The sequence below is a fragment of the Streptomyces sp. NPDC091292 genome (assembly GCF_044757265.1).
GTDB lineage: Bacteria > Actinomycetota > Actinomycetes > Streptomycetales > Streptomycetaceae > Streptomyces.
Genome location: NZ_JBIVUQ010000003.1, coordinates 116,409 through 132,871 on the forward strand (window position 1 = coordinate 116,409; position 16,463 = coordinate 132,871).

The 16,463-nt window shown below is 69.9% G+C and carries 11 protein-coding genes; 10 read left to right on the forward strand and 1 reads right to left on the reverse strand.

Annotated features, from left to right (window positions below):
• Positions 1–38 precede the first annotated feature (38 nt).
• From ACIQNU_RS11890 to hutH, 5 genes are all read left to right on the forward strand, one after another.
• Complete coding sequence (locus ACIQNU_RS11890) at positions 39–836, forward strand: enoyl-CoA hydratase/isomerase family protein (RefSeq protein ID WP_401364598.1); 798 nt, start codon at positions 39–41, stop codon at positions 834–836.
• 117 nt (positions 837–953) lie between these two features.
• Positions 954–2,132, forward strand: a complete 1,179-nt coding sequence (locus tag ACIQNU_RS11895; RefSeq protein ID WP_401364601.1) for a diguanylate cyclase domain-containing protein — start codon at positions 954–956, stop codon at positions 2,130–2,132.
• Between the two features lie 148 nt (positions 2,133–2,280).
• Positions 2,281–5,004, forward strand: coding sequence for a hypothetical protein (locus ACIQNU_RS11900; RefSeq protein WP_401364604.1), 2,724 nt, complete (start codon positions 2,281–2,283; stop codon positions 5,002–5,004).
• Between the two features lie 5 nt (positions 5,005–5,009).
• Positions 5,010–6,494, forward strand: coding sequence for a hypothetical protein (locus tag ACIQNU_RS11905; RefSeq protein WP_401364607.1), 1,485 nt, complete (start codon positions 5,010–5,012; stop codon positions 6,492–6,494).
• 68 nt (positions 6,495–6,562) lie between these two features.
• On the forward strand, positions 6,563–8,101 hold the full coding sequence (gene hutH, locus ACIQNU_RS11910) for a histidine ammonia-lyase (protein ID WP_401365603.1): 1,539 nt from the start codon (positions 6,563–6,565) through the stop codon (positions 8,099–8,101).
• 36 nt (positions 8,102–8,137) lie between these two features.
• Here hutH and ACIQNU_RS11915 read toward each other — a convergent pair whose 3' ends face one another.
• On the reverse strand, positions 8,138–8,476 hold the full coding sequence (locus ACIQNU_RS11915; protein ID WP_401364609.1) for a hypothetical protein: 339 nt from the start codon (positions 8,474–8,476) through the stop codon (positions 8,138–8,140).
• A gap of 110 nt (positions 8,477–8,586) precedes the next feature.
• Between ACIQNU_RS11915 and ACIQNU_RS11920 the strand changes: the two genes are divergently transcribed.
• The 5 genes from ACIQNU_RS11920 (at position 8,587) to ACIQNU_RS11940 (ending at position 16,423) form a co-directional block, all read left to right on the forward strand.
• Complete coding sequence (locus ACIQNU_RS11920) at positions 8,587–8,946, forward strand: hypothetical protein (RefSeq protein ID WP_401364611.1); 360 nt, start codon at positions 8,587–8,589, stop codon at positions 8,944–8,946.
• A 241-nt stretch (positions 8,947–9,187) separates the two neighbouring features.
• Positions 9,188–10,444, forward strand: coding sequence for an Ig-like domain-containing protein (locus ACIQNU_RS11925; RefSeq protein WP_401364614.1), 1,257 nt, complete (start codon positions 9,188–9,190; stop codon positions 10,442–10,444).
• A gap of 168 nt (positions 10,445–10,612) precedes the next feature.
• Positions 10,613–12,082, forward strand: a complete 1,470-nt coding sequence (locus ACIQNU_RS11930; RefSeq protein WP_401364617.1) for an ABC transporter permease — start codon at positions 10,613–10,615, stop codon at positions 12,080–12,082.
• A 123-nt stretch (positions 12,083–12,205) separates the two neighbouring features.
• Positions 12,206–12,883 (forward strand): ABC transporter ATP-binding protein, encoded by a 678-nt coding sequence (locus ACIQNU_RS11935; RefSeq protein WP_401364619.1) that lies wholly within the window; start codon positions 12,206–12,208, stop codon positions 12,881–12,883.
• A gap of 252 nt (positions 12,884–13,135) precedes the next feature.
• A complete protein-coding gene (locus ACIQNU_RS11940) occupies positions 13,136–16,423 on the forward strand; it encodes a S8 family peptidase (protein ID WP_401365605.1) in 3,288 nt (1,095 codons plus the stop codon).
• Positions 16,424–16,463: the final 40 nt, after the last annotated feature.

Below are 16,463 nucleotides of genomic sequence, written 5' to 3' on the forward strand. Positions count from 1 at the left end.
CCTTTCTTCGACGAGCGGGCGCTGACATGATCGCCGGTATGGAAGAAGCGCAGCGGTACGGGGATTTCGTGGTGGTCCGGCGGCACGGACACGTCGCCGAACTCGCCCTCGACCGGCCGAAGGCCATGAACGCCGTGTCCACGGACATGGCCCGCTCCCTCACCGCGGCCTGCGCCGCTCTGGCCGCCGACCGTGACGCGCGGGTGGTGGTGCTCACCTCCACCCACGACCGCGCCTTCTGCGTCGGCGCGGACCTCAAGGAGCGGAACTCCTTCTCGGACGCCGACCTCCTCCGCCAGCGCCCGACGACCCGCGCCGCGTACACCGCCGTACTCGACCTGCCGATGCCGGCCATCGCCGCCGTCCACGGCTTCGCGCTCGGCGGCGGCTTCGAGATCGCGCTGTCCTGCGATGTGATCGTGGCCGACTCCACCGCCGTCCTGGGCCTGCCCGAGGTCTCCGTGGGCGTGATCCCCGGCGGCGGCGGTACGCAGCTCCTGCCGCGCCGGGTCGGTTCCGCGCGCGCCGCCGAGCTGATCTTCTCGGCCCGCCGGGTGGAGGCCGCCGAGGCGCGGGAGCTGGGGCTCGTCGACCAGCTCGTGGCCGAGGGCCGTGACCGTGACGAGGCGCTGGCGCTGGCCGCCCGTATCGCCGCGAACTCCCCCGTGGGGCTGCGGGCCGCCAAGCGGGCCCTGCGGCTGGGGCAGGGGCTCGATCTGCGGTCAGGGCTTGAGGTCGAGGACGCCGCGTGGCGCTCGGTGGCCTTCTCGGGGGACCGTGCGGAGGGCGTCGCGGCCTTCAACGAGAAGCGGAAGCCGCAGTGGCCGGGTGAATGACGGGTGCATATGCCCCCGGCGACCGACGGGGCCGATCTGATTACGTAGCGTGACAGATCACCCCCTGTTCGCCTCAAGAACGTCCCAAATGGTAGTAAACGTACCTAGCCTGTTGGGATGGCTGACGATGTGCGGCTGCAAGCCGTGGTGGAGCTGGCGCAGGGCATGGCGGCGGCACGCACCCCACGGGAGTCCTGGCGGGCGGCGGCCGACGGCGCGTGCCACGCCCTGGCGGGCAGTTTCGCGGCCCTGTCCGTCTGGGAGCGCGAGCTGGGCCGTTTACGGGTCCTCGTGAACGCCGGGGAGCTGGCGCCCGGCGAGGAGGAGTTCCCGGAGCACGAGGCGTATCCGGTGCACCAGTTCCCCGAGATCACCGAGTTCCTGCACGAGCGGTGGGCGGCCGGGGGCGAGCCCAACGCCTGGGTCGAGACCGCCGAGGGGCCCGCGGAGGGTGCGGCGGAGGGCGCTGCGGGGTACTGCCACCAGCGGGTGGCCGCGCTGCGCCGCCGGGGCCGGGGCTGCTGTGTCGTCGCACCGCTCGTGCTGCACGGGAGGGCGTGGGGCGAGCTGTACGTGGCCCGGCGGGCCGGGGAGCCGGTGTTCGGGCCGGCCGACGCGGACTTCGCCACCGTCCTCGCCTCCGTCATCGGGGCCGGGCTCGCCCAGACCGAGCGGCTTGAGGAGGCGCGGCGGCTCGCCTTCACGGACGCGCTGACGGGGCTCGCCAACCGGCGCGCGGTCGATGCCCATCTGGACGAGGCGGTCGACCTGCACCGCACGGAGGGCACCGTGGTGAGCCTCGTCGTCTGCGACCTGAACGGCCTCAAGCGCGTCAACGACACCCAGGGGCACGCGGTCGGGGACCGGCTCCTGGAACGGTTCGGGTCCGTCCTGTCCCTGTGCGGCGCGATGCTGCCGGGCACGCTGGCCGCGCGGCTCGGCGGGGACGAGTTCTGCCTGCTCGCGGTGGGGCCTTCGGCGGACGAGGTGGTACGGGTCGCCGAGGAACTGTGCCGCCGCGCGGCCGGTGTGAAGCTCGGCGAAGGGGTCGCCTGCGGGGTCGCGTCCACGGGGGATCCGATCGGCCCTGTGCGGTCCGCGCGGCGGCTGTTCCGGCTGGCGGACGCCGCCCAGTACCGGGCCAAGGCGGCGCGCGCGGCGGGACCGGTGGTGGCGGGGCGCGAAGGCCCGGACGATCCGGTGGTACGCCTGGCCGACGAGGCGGGCCCTCCGGCGGGCGAGCCGACCCCTCCGGCGGGCGAACGCCGCCGCTTCCGCCGCCACCGGGAGTTCTGAGGCTCACTGGTCACCGGTCACTGGTCACCGAGATGAGTGGTTTGAGCGACGTCTTTTCGTGACGGTCCACAGACTTCGACCCGGACGGCTCATCCTCGTGGGCGCGGGCCGCGACCAGGACCGCGCGCAGGACCACAAGGGGGCAGAAATGACCGACCCTGACATGCCGAGCGCGGTGGTACCCGGGATTCCGCCGACCGCGCCGCGCGTACTGAGCGGTTCCGCCCGGGAGATCTCCAAGGCGACCCTGGTGCAGCTCCGGCTTCCCAGCCCGTCGACCGGTCAGGCGATGATCAAGTCCGCGTACGTCCGCCAGCTCAGGCTACGGCCCGGCGAGGCGGCAGCCGTACGGGACCAACTCCGTCCCGAGGGCGTGGGCGAGGGTGTGACGGGTGAGGTCTCGGATGAACTGGTCGATCTCCTCGCGGAGTTCGAGCGGGCCGTACCCCCCTCGCTGCTTCCTTCGCCGGGTGAGTTCGTCGACGTTCCGGTTCCGGCGCTGCGGGCGTTCGGGGACGCGCTGATCGAGCTGCGGCAGCGGCGTGTCGAGCGGCTTGCCGCCGGCGGGGACGGGGGTGGGGACGGGGACGGGGGCGGGGACGGGCTTGCGCAGCAGCACGTGCGGAACGCCGTGGTGGCGGTCCGCGCGCTGACGGCCAACGCCCAGGCGACACCGCTGGGCATGCTGAACCTCGAACGGCTGGAGATGGTGCCGGCCGGGCTGGAGCGCGGTGAGCTGATCGCCACCATTCCCCTCGCACCGCTGGAGGAGACGGCGGTCAGCCACAAGGAATGGTCGGTGCGGAGCAAGGAGTTCACGTCGATCGTGACCGACTCGCTGGAGACGGTCAGCGAGACCGGGGTGACCGACAACACGGAGCTGGCCCAGTCGACGACGTCACAGGCCCAGCACTCCAACCAGTTCAATGTCACCGCGACGGTCACCGGCGGAATTCCGGTGATCAACGGTTCGGCCCAGTCGGGATTCACCTCGCAGGACTCCCGGTCGCAGTCGGCATCCGACAGCACCAAGCACGCCACCGCGCTGACCAGGAAGGCGTCCTCGCGCGCGAAGCAGGAACACAAGGTCACCATCTCCACGACGACGGTCACCGGGACCGAGGAGACCTCGACCAGGAAGCTGACCAATCCGAGTGCGACCCAGCCGATGCGGGTCGACTACTTCAGCCTGATGCGTAAATGGCGGGTGCGGCTGTACCGGCACGGCCTGCGGATGACGTACGACCTGGTGATCCCGGAGCCGGGTGCCGGGCTGCGCAGGATGCACAAGGAACTCGACGATCTGCAGAACCAGTTGGGCCCGTTCCACTTCGGTCTTCCGCACGCCGAGATCACCGACGCGATCCTGCCGGGCGAGACACAGCCGCACTTCAGGGTGTTGGCCGAGCGGTACGGGGCCGTCGTCCCCGATCCTCCGCTGCCGCCGTCGGCTCCGCAGTTCAGTCTGGGCGCTCCTTCCCAGGAGGAGGGGTGGCACATCTTCACCCCGGACCCGCTGGAGGTCCCTGACGGATACCGCATCAAGAAGCTGAACCTCTGGTTCGCCACCACGAGCAAGACGGGCAGCGAGAACAAATTCAGCTTCAAGGTGCTGGGCACACCGCTCTACATCAAGGAACAGGACCAGGGCGAGTACGGCCCGATGGAACTCACCTCGGGGGCGTACGGCAATTTCCTGCTGTACGCGACCGGCAAGGTCTATATCTCGTTCGAGATGGTGAACAACCGGAACACCACGATCAAGGTCGCCACCGAGATCGAGGAGATTCCCACCCAGCTCGATCCGGACCCGACCAAGCCGGCGGGGAGCAGCCGCATCCGGGACAAGTGGCGGTCGGACGTCTGGAATCTGCTGCGGGACGCGGCACAGAGCCAGTACTACGAGCGCCAGCAGGACATCGCCACCAGGGCCGCGGCGCTGCGGGACCAGATCGAGCAGGTCGACACCCTCACGCTCCGCCGCGAGGAGAGCGACGAAATCATGAAGGGGGTGCTGCGTTTCCTGCTCGGGCCGGACTTCGCGTTCATGCCGCAGCAGGTCATCGACGCGTTCGTGGCGGCGAAGGTCGACCTGGAGCACGGCATCGGCTTCGACGACAACACGCTCGGCCTGGACGCCTCGGCGTGGGCGACCGTACGCGAACACGAGGACGTCATCCGTTTCGTCAACCAGGCCATCGAGTGGGAGAACGTCGTGACGTTCCTGTACTCGTACTTCTGGGACGTTCCGCAGAGCTGGAACTTCATCCGGCGGCTCAGGCATCCCGACGCCAACCGGCAGGTATTCCTGCGTTCCGGCAGCGCGCGGGTCGTCCTGACGGTCCGCAAGGGCTGGGAGGAGGACTGGGTGAACTTCGCCGAGGGCGGCTTCAAGTCCCCGCCCGTGGAGCCGGATTCCCGGTATCTCACCATCGCGAAGGAGATCGCCGCGTACGACGACCGCAATTATCCGGGAATTCCGCCCGCCAACCCGGCCCGCAGCGCGGTCCGCCTGGAAGAGGCCGTCTACACGACTTCGCGGGACGCGCCGGCCAAGAGCGCGAACCCGGTGAGCATCAAGGTCGAATCGTCCAAGGACTTCCTGGTCGGCGCCCAGGTGGTCATCGACTCCGCCGACAAGATCGACACCGCCGACGGCCGGGTCGTCCAGGAGACCCAGATCATCACCGCGATCCCCGACACGACACACCTCGTGGTCGCGCGCCTCGACCGGGCCCACGACGGCTCGGTGACCCCGTTCGCCGTACTGCAGCCCGGCACCAAGGGCGCGCTGATCGCCGAGTGGAACGAGTACACACCGTCGTCGGGTACGGACATCGAGATCGGCTCCGACCTCGGATCCACGGCCTGATCCCGATGACCGAGGCGGACGAGGAACTGGTCACGGCCGGGCGGGTCGCCGCCGTCGTCGCGACGTTCGAGCACGCGCTCACCCTCGCGCGCGGCACACGCAAGGTGACCGACAAGGAACAGCCGACCGTGCCGCGCGCCGACATGGCGGCGGCGCACGCCTTCACCAAGGCCGTGTACGCCGCCGTACGGGACTGGCGGTCCCGGGCCGAGACGGTCCGCTGGCCGTTCTTCGAACGGGTCCGGATGCTCGGCCTGATCGACGCGGCGGCCTCGGCGGCCCGCAACGCCGAGATCCAGATGCGGCTGGTCCTCCAGAGCGGACCGCCCGGCACCGATCCGGTCCGGTCCCTGTACGGCGGCTGGCCGCCGGTGTGGCTGACGTGGCTGGCGGCGGCCCAACTGCCGTTCGAGATCATCGTCGGGGAACGGCCGCTGGAGGGCTCCGCCATCGACCTGGCGGGCGACGCCGAGGCGCACGGCGTCCTGCTCGCCATCCCCGTGCTCGGCCCACTCGTCCTGGCCTTCGAGGCCGCCTCCGGCCATTCGGTCACGAACTGGCGCCGGCTGACCGGCCTTGAGGTCACCCTGTCGGTGGTGATGATCTTCCTGCCGCTGATCGTGGGGGCCTCCGTACGCGGAGCCGCGCGCGCCGCGGTCATCACCCGGCGAGCCGTGCTCGTGGTCCTCGCCCAGCGCGGTGTGTTCGCGGCGATGCGCGGGCCCGCGCGCACGGTGCTGGCGCTGCGGCTGGCGATCGGGCTGCGGATTCTGTCGGAGACGGAGTTCCAGGAGTTGCTCCAGCTCCTGCGCGGCACAGGGACGGCGCGGGTCACTCCGCCCGCCCAACTGACCCGGCTGACCTACCTGCTCACCCGTATCGACTATCTGTCCCGGGCGGCGCAGTGGCTGCGCCACGCCGAGGCGGCGGGCCTGACCACCGGCTACGGCAAGCTGCCGGGGGCCACGCCGAGCGCCGTGGAGGAGTTGGCGGGCCGACGGCTCGCGGCGGTCACCGACAGCCCCGTCGTCGCGCTGCCGACGGAGCTGCCGGAGTACTACCCGGGCCACCAGCATGTGGAGGGCGCGAAATTCCCCGACCTGTTGTGGGGGAGGAAGAAGCTCTGCGACATCAAGGAGGTGAACAGCACCAAGCTGGACGACGCGTTCACGTTCACGGCACCGAAGGCCCAGCAGGCCAACACGGTCGTCGTCGTCTTCGCGAAGAAGTCCGGGCTCACGCCGGCGGACTGGGCGGCCCGCGGCGCGGATTTCTGGGCGAAGCCCGAGACCATCGGCCTGGACGAGGTCGTGCTGATCGGCGAGACCGAAGTACGGGTTCTCACTCGCCCCGAGCCGTACTACGTGCGCGCCGCCTACGGGGTGGTCAGAGCCGCGGCGCCCGACCCCCGGCGCATGGCGGAGACGGCGCGCCAGGTGCTGACCGAGCCGGAGGACGCCCCGGCCGAGCCCGCACCGCCGCGCCCCTGAGAGGCCACCGCGCGACGGTCCGGGTCGTGACACGGTGAGATTCAGTGCGTACGCTCCTGAATATGGATATGCACACTGTGGTGGTGGGGACCCACGGGACCACCGTGGGTGACGTGATCGCCGTGGCCCGGGGCAACGCCCGTATCGAACTCTCCGACGAGGCGGTCACCGCGCTCGCCGCCGCCCGCGAGATCGTGGACGCCCTCGCGGCCAAGCCCGAGCCCGTGTACGGCGTCTCCACCGGGTTCGGCGCCCTCGCCACCCGGCACATCAGCCAGGAGCTGCGCGCGCAGCTCCAGCGCAACATCGTCCGCTCGCACGCCGCCGGACTCGGCCCGCACGTCGAGCGCGAGGTCGTCCGCGCGCTGATGTTCCTGCGCCTGAAGACCGTGTGCTCCGGCCGCACCGGCGTCCGCCCCGAGGTCGCGCAGACCATGGCCGACGTCCTGAACGCCGGTATCACCCCGGTCGTCCACGAGTACGGCTCACTCGGCTGCTCCGGCGACCTGGCCCCGCTCAGCCACTGCGCGCTGACCCTCATGGGCGAGGGGGACGCCGAAGGGCCCGACGGGACCGTACGCCCCGCCGGGGAACTGCTCGCCGCACACGGCATCGCCCCCGTCGAGCTGCGCGAGAAGGAAGGCCTCGCCCTCCTCAACGGCACCGACGGCATGCTCGGCATGCTGATCATGGCCATCGCCGACCTGGAGACCCTGTACACCTCCGCCGACGTCACCGCCGCCCTCAGCCTGGAGGCCCTGCTCGGCACCCAGAAGGTCCTCGCCCCCGAACTGCACGCCATCCGCCCGCACCCCGGCCAGGGCGCATCGGCCGCCAACATGCTGGCCGTACTGAAGGGGTCGGGTCTCACCGGGCACCACCAGGACGACGCGCCGCGCGTCCAGGACGCCTACTCCGTGCGCTGCGCCCCCCAGGTCGCCGGCGCAGGACGCGACACCCTCGCCCACGCCCGCCTGGTCGCCGAGCGCGAACTCGCCTCCGCCGTCGACAACCCGGTGGTACTCGCCGACGGCCGCGTCGAGTCCAACGGCAACTTCCACGGCGCCCCGGTCGCGTACGTCCTCGACTTCCTCGCCATCGCCGCCGCCGACCTCGGTTCCATCGCGGAGCGCCGTACCGACCGGCTCCTCGACAAGAACCGCTCGCACGGCCTGCCGCCCTTCCTCGCCGACGACGCGGGCGTCGACTCGGGCCTGATGATCGCCCAGTACACCCAGGCCGCCCTGGTGAGCGAGATGAAGCGGCTCGCCGTGCCCGCGTCCGTCGACTCGATCCCCTCCTCGGCGATGCAGGAGGACCACGTCTCGATGGGCTGGTCCGCCGCCCGCAAACTCCGGACCTCCGTCGCCCACCTCACCCGGATCATCGCCGTCGAGCTGTACGCGGCCACCCGCGCGATCGAACTGCGCGACGGTCTCACCCCGGCACCCGCGTCCCGCGCGGTGATCGACGCCGTGCGCGCGGCCGGCGTCGAGGGCCCGGGTCCGGACCGCTTCCTCGCCCCCGACCTCGCCGCCGCCGACACCTTCGTACGGGAAGGCCGGGTCGTGGAGGCGGCGGAGCGGGTCACCGGGCCCCTCGCCTGACGAGCGGGGCGCGCCCGGAATCAGCGGGTCAGCGGATCAGAACGCGACCGTGCGCGCCCTGCGGACCGAGTACACGACGAACCCCGCGCCCAGGCACAGGAACGTCGTCCCGCCGACCACATACGGTGTCGTGTCGAAACTGCCGGTGTCCGCGAGCCGGGCGCCGTCGTCGCTCCCGGTGTCCGAAGCGGCCGTGTCCGGGACAGCCGTGTCCGAGGCAGCCGTGTCGGAAGCCGCCGTATCAGAAGCCGCCGTGTCCGAGGCGGCCGTGAGGGTCGCGTCCCCGGTCGCGTTCGCGGACGGGACGAACCACAGGGCGCCGAGCAGGGTTCCGGCGGCGGTGGCGGTCAGCAACGAGCGGCGTGCGGCGGACACGGAATATCGATCCCCTTGTGGCGCTGGCGAATTGGCCGTGTGGGGCGATGCTAGTGAAAGCCGCGGGTCGCGGGAAAGTCACAGGGCGACCGGGTCGTACGCTCCGTGCCATGAGCACACCTGAAGCATCACGCTATGTACGCCTCCGCGTCGATCTGGTGCTGGACGTCCTGGATTCCGACGCCCTGACCGGTGGCGCGCTCAAGCGCATCGCCGAGGACGCCACGCTGCGCCCCGACGAGCGCATCCACGCGGAAGGCGTGGTCACGGGCGAGCCGGCCGAGTCCCTCGCCTATCTCGTGGACCCCTTCGACCTGGTCGGCGACGTCCCCGGCGTCGCCCTCGCGCAGGCGTCCTGGAGCAGTGAGGAAATCGACTACGACCCCGATTCGCCGGATGGGGACCTGGACGAGGATGATGACGGGGACTATGACGGGGACGGCGGGTTCGAGCGGGTCGCCGACCGGTAGCCGGGAGACCGGCATCCACCGGTATTCAGCGACCACCCGGGCCCCGGACGGCAACCGCCGCCCGGGGTTCCGTCGTTTCCGGGGACACCGGTGTCCCCGGGGGTACGGACGCCCCTCCGCGCCGCGGAACGTGGTGTGTCCCACATATTCGTCCCCGGGGGAACGGGACGAAGCCCCCCGTGCGTTGTAGTCCCAACGGGAATGCTCGGGGTTCGGATCGGTGACGATGGAGAAGCGAGTGATGACGGACAGTAGGCGACGCAAGGGTCTGATGACCGCGTCCGCACTGCTCGGCGGGGTGCTGGTGCTCTCCGCGTGCAGCGGCGGCAGCAGCAGCGGGAACAGCCCGTCCGCCGAGAGCAGCAAGACGTCGCAGGCCCAGGTCGACGAGGCGGCTGCCAAGAAGACGTCCGTGGCCCTGATCAAGATCACCCCGAAGGACGGCTCGACCAACGCGAGTATCAACAACGACGCGAAGGTCACGGTGAGCAAGGGCACGCTCACCTCCGTGGTGATGAAGACGTCCGACGGCACCGCGGTCGCCGGGGCGATATCGGCCGACAAGACCAGTTGGCAGCCGAGCGCCCAGCTCAACCGCGCCACCGTGTACAAGATCACCGCGACCGCGAAGGACGCGGACGGCCGCGCCGCCCATGAGAACGCGTCGTTCACGACCGTCTCGCAGGCCAACAGCTTCATCGGCAACTTCACCCCTGAGCAGGGCTCGACCGTCGGCGTCGGCATGCCCGTGTCGATCAACTTCGACAAGGCGATCACCGACAAGGCGGCCGTGCAGGGCGGTATCACCGTCTCCTCCAGCAGCGGCCAGGAAGTCGTCGGCCACTGGTTCAACGCCAACCGCCTGGACTTCCGCCCGCAGAGCTACTGGACCGAGAACTCCACGATCACGCTGAAGCTGGACCTCGACGGCGTCGAGGGCGCCAACGGGATCTACGGCGTGCAGCAGAAGACCGTCACCTTCAAGATCGGCCGCAACCAGGTCTCGATCGTCGACGCCAAGACGAAGACGATGAAGGTCACCCAGGACGGCAAGGTCGTCAAGACCATCCCGATCTCGGCGGGCTCCCCGGAGAACAAGACGTACCAGGGCCAGATGGTGATCTCCGAGAAGTTCAAGGAGACCCGGATGAACGGCGCGACGGTCGGCTTCACCGACAGCGACGGCAAGGGCGAGTACGACATCAAGGACGTCCCCCACGCGATGCGTCTGTCGAACTCCGGCACCTTCATCCACGGCAACTACTGGGGCGCCAAGTCCATCTTCGGCAGCGTCAACACCAGCCACGGCTGTGTCGGCCTCCAGGACGCCAAGGGCGCGAACGACTCCAGCACCCCGGGCGCCTGGTTCTACGACAACTCGATCGTCGGGGACGTCGTCGTCGTGCAGAACACCGGCGACAAGACGATCCAGCCGGACAACGGCCTCAACGGCTGGAACCTGGACTGGGCGCAGTGGAAGGCGGGTTCGGCGGCCTGACCGACCGTCACCGACCCGACCCGAACCGCACCAAACTGGCCCGAACCGCACCACCCTCACTGATCCGAGATGCCCCCGGCCGCGCGACGGCCGGGGGCACCCGTACTTCTCATCCCGCTCTCACCGAGGGCTTATCCCTTCATCACACGGCGTCCCTAGCTTCGCGGCATGTTCTTCACCTACCTGAGGCGCGAACTGCGCCGCCGCAGAAAGGCGGCGCTCGTCGTCGCCTCCGGGCTCGCGCTCGGCATCGCGCTGGTCATCGTCGTCAACTCCGTGTCGTCCGGCATGAACAAGGCCCAGGACAAGGTCCTCGAATCGCTCTACGGCCTCGGCACCGACATGACGGTCACCAAGGCCGCGGCCACGCCCCAGGAGGGTGAACAGCCGCAGCGGCCCCGGTTCGAGTTCGACGCCAAGGACGACGGCGGCGAACAGAGCAGCGACCGGCTGATGGTCCAGGGCTTCGAGACCCTCAAGGACTCCACCGTCGCCACCGTCGCCGAACAGAAGGGGGTCGCGGACGCCGTCGGCGGGCTCAGCCTGGTCGACCTCAAGGTCAGCGGCGACTTCAAGCCCGGCGAGTTCGAGCAGACCCAGCCCGCCCAGCCCGGACAGGGCGGCGGACAGGGCGGATCCGGTGGTGGTGGCGGCAGGGTGCGCGGCGGCGGCGCCGCGTTCGACGTCAACTCCTTCACCCTCTACGGCACCGACGTCTCACGGCCCGCGCTCGGCCCGCTCACCTCGTCGAAGATCACCGAGGGCCGTACCTTCAAGACCTCCGAGACCAACGCCAAGGTCGCCGTGGTCGACAGTGCCTACGCGAAGAAGGAAGACCTCGCGCTCGACGACAAGGTGACCGTCAAGGGCACCAAGTTCACCGTCGTCGGCATCGCCACCGCCGACAGCGGACAGGCCGCCGCCAACGTCTACATCCCGCTCCAGCAGGCCCAGACCCTCTCCGACTCCAAGTCCAAGATCACCACGGTCTATGTGTCGGCGACGGACTCGCAGCAGATCGACGCCGTCAAGAGCGCCATCCAGAAGAACGTCTCCGGTACGACCGTCACCACGTCCGCCGATCTGGCGAGCACCGTCTCCGGCTCCCTGTCCACCGCGTCGGACCTCGCGTCCAACGTCGGCAAGTGGCTGTCCATCGCGGTCCTCGTCGCCGCCTTCCTCGTCGCCGGGCTGCTCACCTCGTCCGCCGTGTCGCGTCGCGTACGGGAGTTCGGCACCCTCAAGGCCCTCGGCTGGAAGAGCGGCCGGGTGACCCGTCAGGTCGTCGGCGAGGCCATCGTCAACGGTCTGGTCGGCGGCGCGCTCGGCATCGCCATCGGCCTGGCCGGCGCGTACATCGTCACGGCCATCAGCCCGACCCTGACCGCCGAACTCGCCTCCGGCGGGGGTGCCTCCGGCGGCGGGCCGCGGATGATCGGCGGCGGCGGAGGTGGCGGCGGTGCCATGCAGTCCGCCGGGAACCAGACGCTCGACATCGCGCTGAGCGCGCCCGTCGGGGCGACGACCATCGCCCTCGCGGTCGGGCTCGCGGTGGCCGGCGGGCTCATCGCCGGTGGGTTCGGCGGCTGGCGGGCCTCGCGGCTGCGGCCCGCCGACGCCCTGCGGCGGGTGGAGTGAGCGGCGGCCCCGCCCAAGGCGCTCCCGCCCCGAGCGGGGCTCCCGCCCAAGGCGCTCCCGCCCACCCACCCCTCTGAAATCCCCCGCGGCACCGGCACACCCCGCCCACCAGGAGTTGGCACCATGTACCAGTTGAAGGACGTCAGTAAGCAGTACCGCAGAGGCAAGGAGACCGTCGACGCCCTGGACGGCGTCGACCTCACCATCGGGGACGGGGACCGGCTCGTCATCCAAGGGCCCACCGGCGGCGGCAAGTCGACGCTGCTCCAGATGCTCGGCGGACTCGACCGCCCCACCTCCGGAAGCGTCGAGCTGGACGGGGTCGACCTCGGCAAGCTGCCCGAGGCGCGGCTCACCAAGGTCCGCGCCGAGTCCATCGGGTTCGTGTTCCAGAGCTTCAACCTCATTCCCACGCTCAGCGCGCAGGAGAACGTCGAGACCGCCCTCGTACCGCTCGGGCTGAAGGCCGCCGACCGGCGGGAGAAGGCCGCCGAAGCGCTGAAGTCCGTCGGGCTCGGGGAGCGGCTGCGGCATCTGCCGTCGGAGATGTCCGGCGGCCAGCAGCAGCGTGTCGCCATCGCCCGCGCCCTCGTCAAGGCGCCCAAGGTGCTCCTCGCCGACGAACCCACCGGCAACCTCGACGAGTCCATGCGCGACGAGATCGTGGACCTGCTCGAAGGGCTCTGGAAGGAGCACGGTCTGACCTTCGTGATGGTGACCCACGACAGCGCCATCGCCCGCCGCGCCTCCCGCCTCGCGACCATCCGCAAGGGCCGCATCAAAGTGACCGAGCGGGCATGACCGAGCGGGCGTAGATGGCTGTAGGGCGCATCAAGTCTTCACAAGAGCCCCACTATTGAGCAGCACGCATCCCCCCGGGCATACTGCGTATCCCGGGGGGATGCGTGCATACGTACGGGCCACCCCCCGGTCGGATGAACCTGCGGTTCGTCCGGCTTCTTTCATCTCCAGGGGGAGAACTTGCGCAAACAAGTGAAAAGGGCGTGCGTGTCCACGATCGCCGCGGCGGCAGCCGTGGCCCTGGCGGCGGGAATGACCAACCCGGCGTCGGCGGCGGACGAGCGTACGACGGGACCGGCGGCCCAGACCGCCGCCAAGGCGGGCCAGGCGGACCTGGGCCCCAAGAGCCGTGTCACCCTCATCACCGGTGACCGTGTCGTCCTCGACGCCAAGGGCCGCGTCGCGGGCCTGGAGCGCGCCAAGGGCCGGGAGCACATACCCGTGCAGACCCGGACGGTCGACGGGCACACGCTCGTCATACCGTTCGACGCGCAGCGGCTGATCGCCGAAGGGAAGCTCGACCGGCGCCTCTTCGACGTCACCGAGCTGAACAAGGCCGCCAACCGCAAGGCCCAGAAGCAGGGTCTGCGCGTCATCGTCGGCTACCGGGGCACCGCGGCCGGCGCCAAGGCCGATGTCCGCTCCGCCGGAGACACCCAGCTCCGCCGGACCCTGAAGTCCCTCAACGCGGACGCGGTGACCACCCCGAAGCAGGACGCGCCCGAGCTGTGGTCCGCGCTGACCAGCGCCAAGGGCGACGGCGCCGTCACCACGGCGTCCGGCATCAGCCGCGTCTGGCTCGACGGTGTCCGCAAGGCCAGCCTCGACAAGAGCGTCCCGCAGATCGGCGCGCCCAAGGCGTGGGCGCGCAACTTCGACGGCACGGGCGTCAAGATCGCCGTCCTGGACACGGGCGTCGACGCGACCCACCCGGACCTCAAGGACCAGGTCGTCGCCGAGAAGAACTTCTCCACGTCGGCCGACGCCAAGGACCGCTACGGCCACGGCACCCACGTCGCGTCCATCGCCGCCGGTACGGGCGCCAAGTCCGCCGGCAAGTACAAGGGCGTCGCCCCGGGCGCGAAGCTGCTGAACGGCAAGGTCCTCAGCGACGACGGGTACGGCGAGGACTCCAACATCATCGCCGGTATGGAGTGGGCGGCCGAGCAGAACGCCGACGTCGTCAACCTCAGCCTCGGCGGCCCGGACTCCCCGGAGGTCGACCCGCTGGAGACCGTCGTCAACAAGCTGTCGGCCGAGAAGGGCATCCTGTTCGCCATCGCGGCGGGCAACGAGGGTCCCCAGTCGATCGGTTCGCCGGGCAGCGCGGACGCCGCGCTCACCGTCGGCGCCGTCGACAAGTCCGACAAGCTGGCCGACTTCTCCAGCACCGGACCGCGCGTCGGCGACGGCGCCATCAAGCCCGATGTCACCGCCCCCGGCGTCGACATCACGGCCGCAGCCGCGCCGGGCAGCCTCATCGAGCAGGAGGTCGGCCAGAACCCGGCCGGCTACCTCACGATCTCCGGTACGTCGATGGCGACCCCGCATGTCGCGGGCGCCGCGGCGATCCTCAAGCAGCAGCACCCGGACTGGAAGTACACCGAGCTGAAGGGTGCGCTGACCGCGTCCACGAAGGACGGCGGATACACGCCGTTCGAGCAGGGCAGCGGGCGGATCCAGGTCGACAAGGCGCTCGACCAGACCGTCATCGCCGACCCGGTGTCGGTGAGCTTCGGTGTCGCGCAGTGGCCGCACACCGACGACGCCCCGGTCACCAAGGAGATCAGCTACCGCAACCTCGGCGACAAGGACGTCACCCTCACCCTGAAGGCGACGTCCAAGGACCCGAAGGGGCGGCCCGCTCCGGCCGGGTTCTTCACGCTCGGCGCGACCACGGTGACCGTCCCGGCGGGCGGCAAGGCGTCCGTCCCGCTGACCGCGAACACCAAGCTGGGCGGCACCGTCGACGGCGCGTACTCGGCGACGGTCGTCGCGACGGGCGGCGGCCAGACGGTCCGTACGGCCGCGGCGGTCGAGCGTGAGGTGGAGTCGTACGACGTCACCGTCCACAGCATCGGCCGTGACGGCAAGCCCGCCCCGTACACGAACAACATACTCGTGGGCACATCGGGTCTTGGTCTCTTCACGTCCTACTCGCCCAACGACCCGTCCGGCACCTCCAAGGTCCGTGTCCCCAAGGGTAGTTACATCCTCAACGGTGGGATCGCCGGCGACCCGGAGGACATCACCAAGGGCTTCGACTGGATCGCCCAGCCGAAGTTGAGCGTCACCAAGACCACCACGATCACCCTTGACTCGCGCAAGGCCAAGCCGGTCGACATCACGGTGCCCACCAGTGGCGCCCGGATGGAGTTCGCCGCTCCCGAGTACGTGGTCGGCGTTGGCAACGGCGGGTTCGGATTCGGGATCTGGCTGGATTCCTATGCCAACTTCCGTACCGCGCATGTCGGTCCGGACATCACCGACGGGTCGCTCTCGCAGCAGTGGGACGGGCATTGGACCAAGGGTGCGTCCACCGAGTACTCGACCCTGTACCAGAGCAGGCCGAAGCGGCTCGCGACCGGTTTCACCATGCACTACAAGGCTAGTGAGCTGTCCACGGTGAAGGTGGCCATGGGCGCCGCGGCGTCCGGCAAGGAAGGCGCCGTCAGCGCCTGGGGCTGGACTCCCGACGGCGGTGGCTATGGCATCGCGGTCCCGCAGAAGCTGCCCGGCACCCGCACCCTGCATCTCTCGACGTCCAACAAGATCCAGTGGACCCTCGACTTCGAGCAGTATCGCGGCCGGGACGCCGAAGGCTTCCCGATCTCCGAAGCGTTCTACACCCTCGGCGACCCGCAGACCTTCAAGGCTGGCCAGACCTACTCCAAGACGTTCAACACGGGCGTCTTCGGGCCGCGCATCGGCGGGGACTACGGGGTCTACCGTGACGGCAACAGCGTCTACGGGCTGGTGCCGCTCTTCGCCGACGGTAAGACGCACGCGGGCTCCTCGGACTTCACCTCGGTGAAGACGACGCTGTACAAGGGCTCCACGAAGATCGGCGAGAACGACGACCCGCTGTTCGCCGAGAAGGAGTTCAAGCTCCCGTCGGCTGACGCCGAGTACAAGCTGACGACGTCCGTCAAGCGCAGCGTGAAGGTGGCCGCGGCCTCCACCCGCATCGATGCGAGCTGGACGTTCCGCTCCAAGAAGACCGCGAGCGAGACGAAGCTGCCGGTCTCCACGGTCCGCTTCAACGCGGCGGTCGGCCTGGACACCAAGGCCACGGCGGGCAAGACCCAGTCGGTGCCGGTCACGGTCCAGGGCGCGGCGGCGGGCAGCAACCTCAAGTCGCTGTCGGTGTACGTCTCGTACGACTACGGACAGACCTGGAAGAAGCTGGACGTCAAGAACGGCAAGGTCTCCGTGAAGAACCCGGCGAAGGGGAAGGCCATCTCCTTCCACGCCAAGATCGCCGACAAGAAGGGCAACAAGTCGACGATCTCGATCTATAACGCGTACTACGGCAAGTAGCCCGAGTGGTGCGCGAGAAGAAGAGTGGGGCCCATCGGGA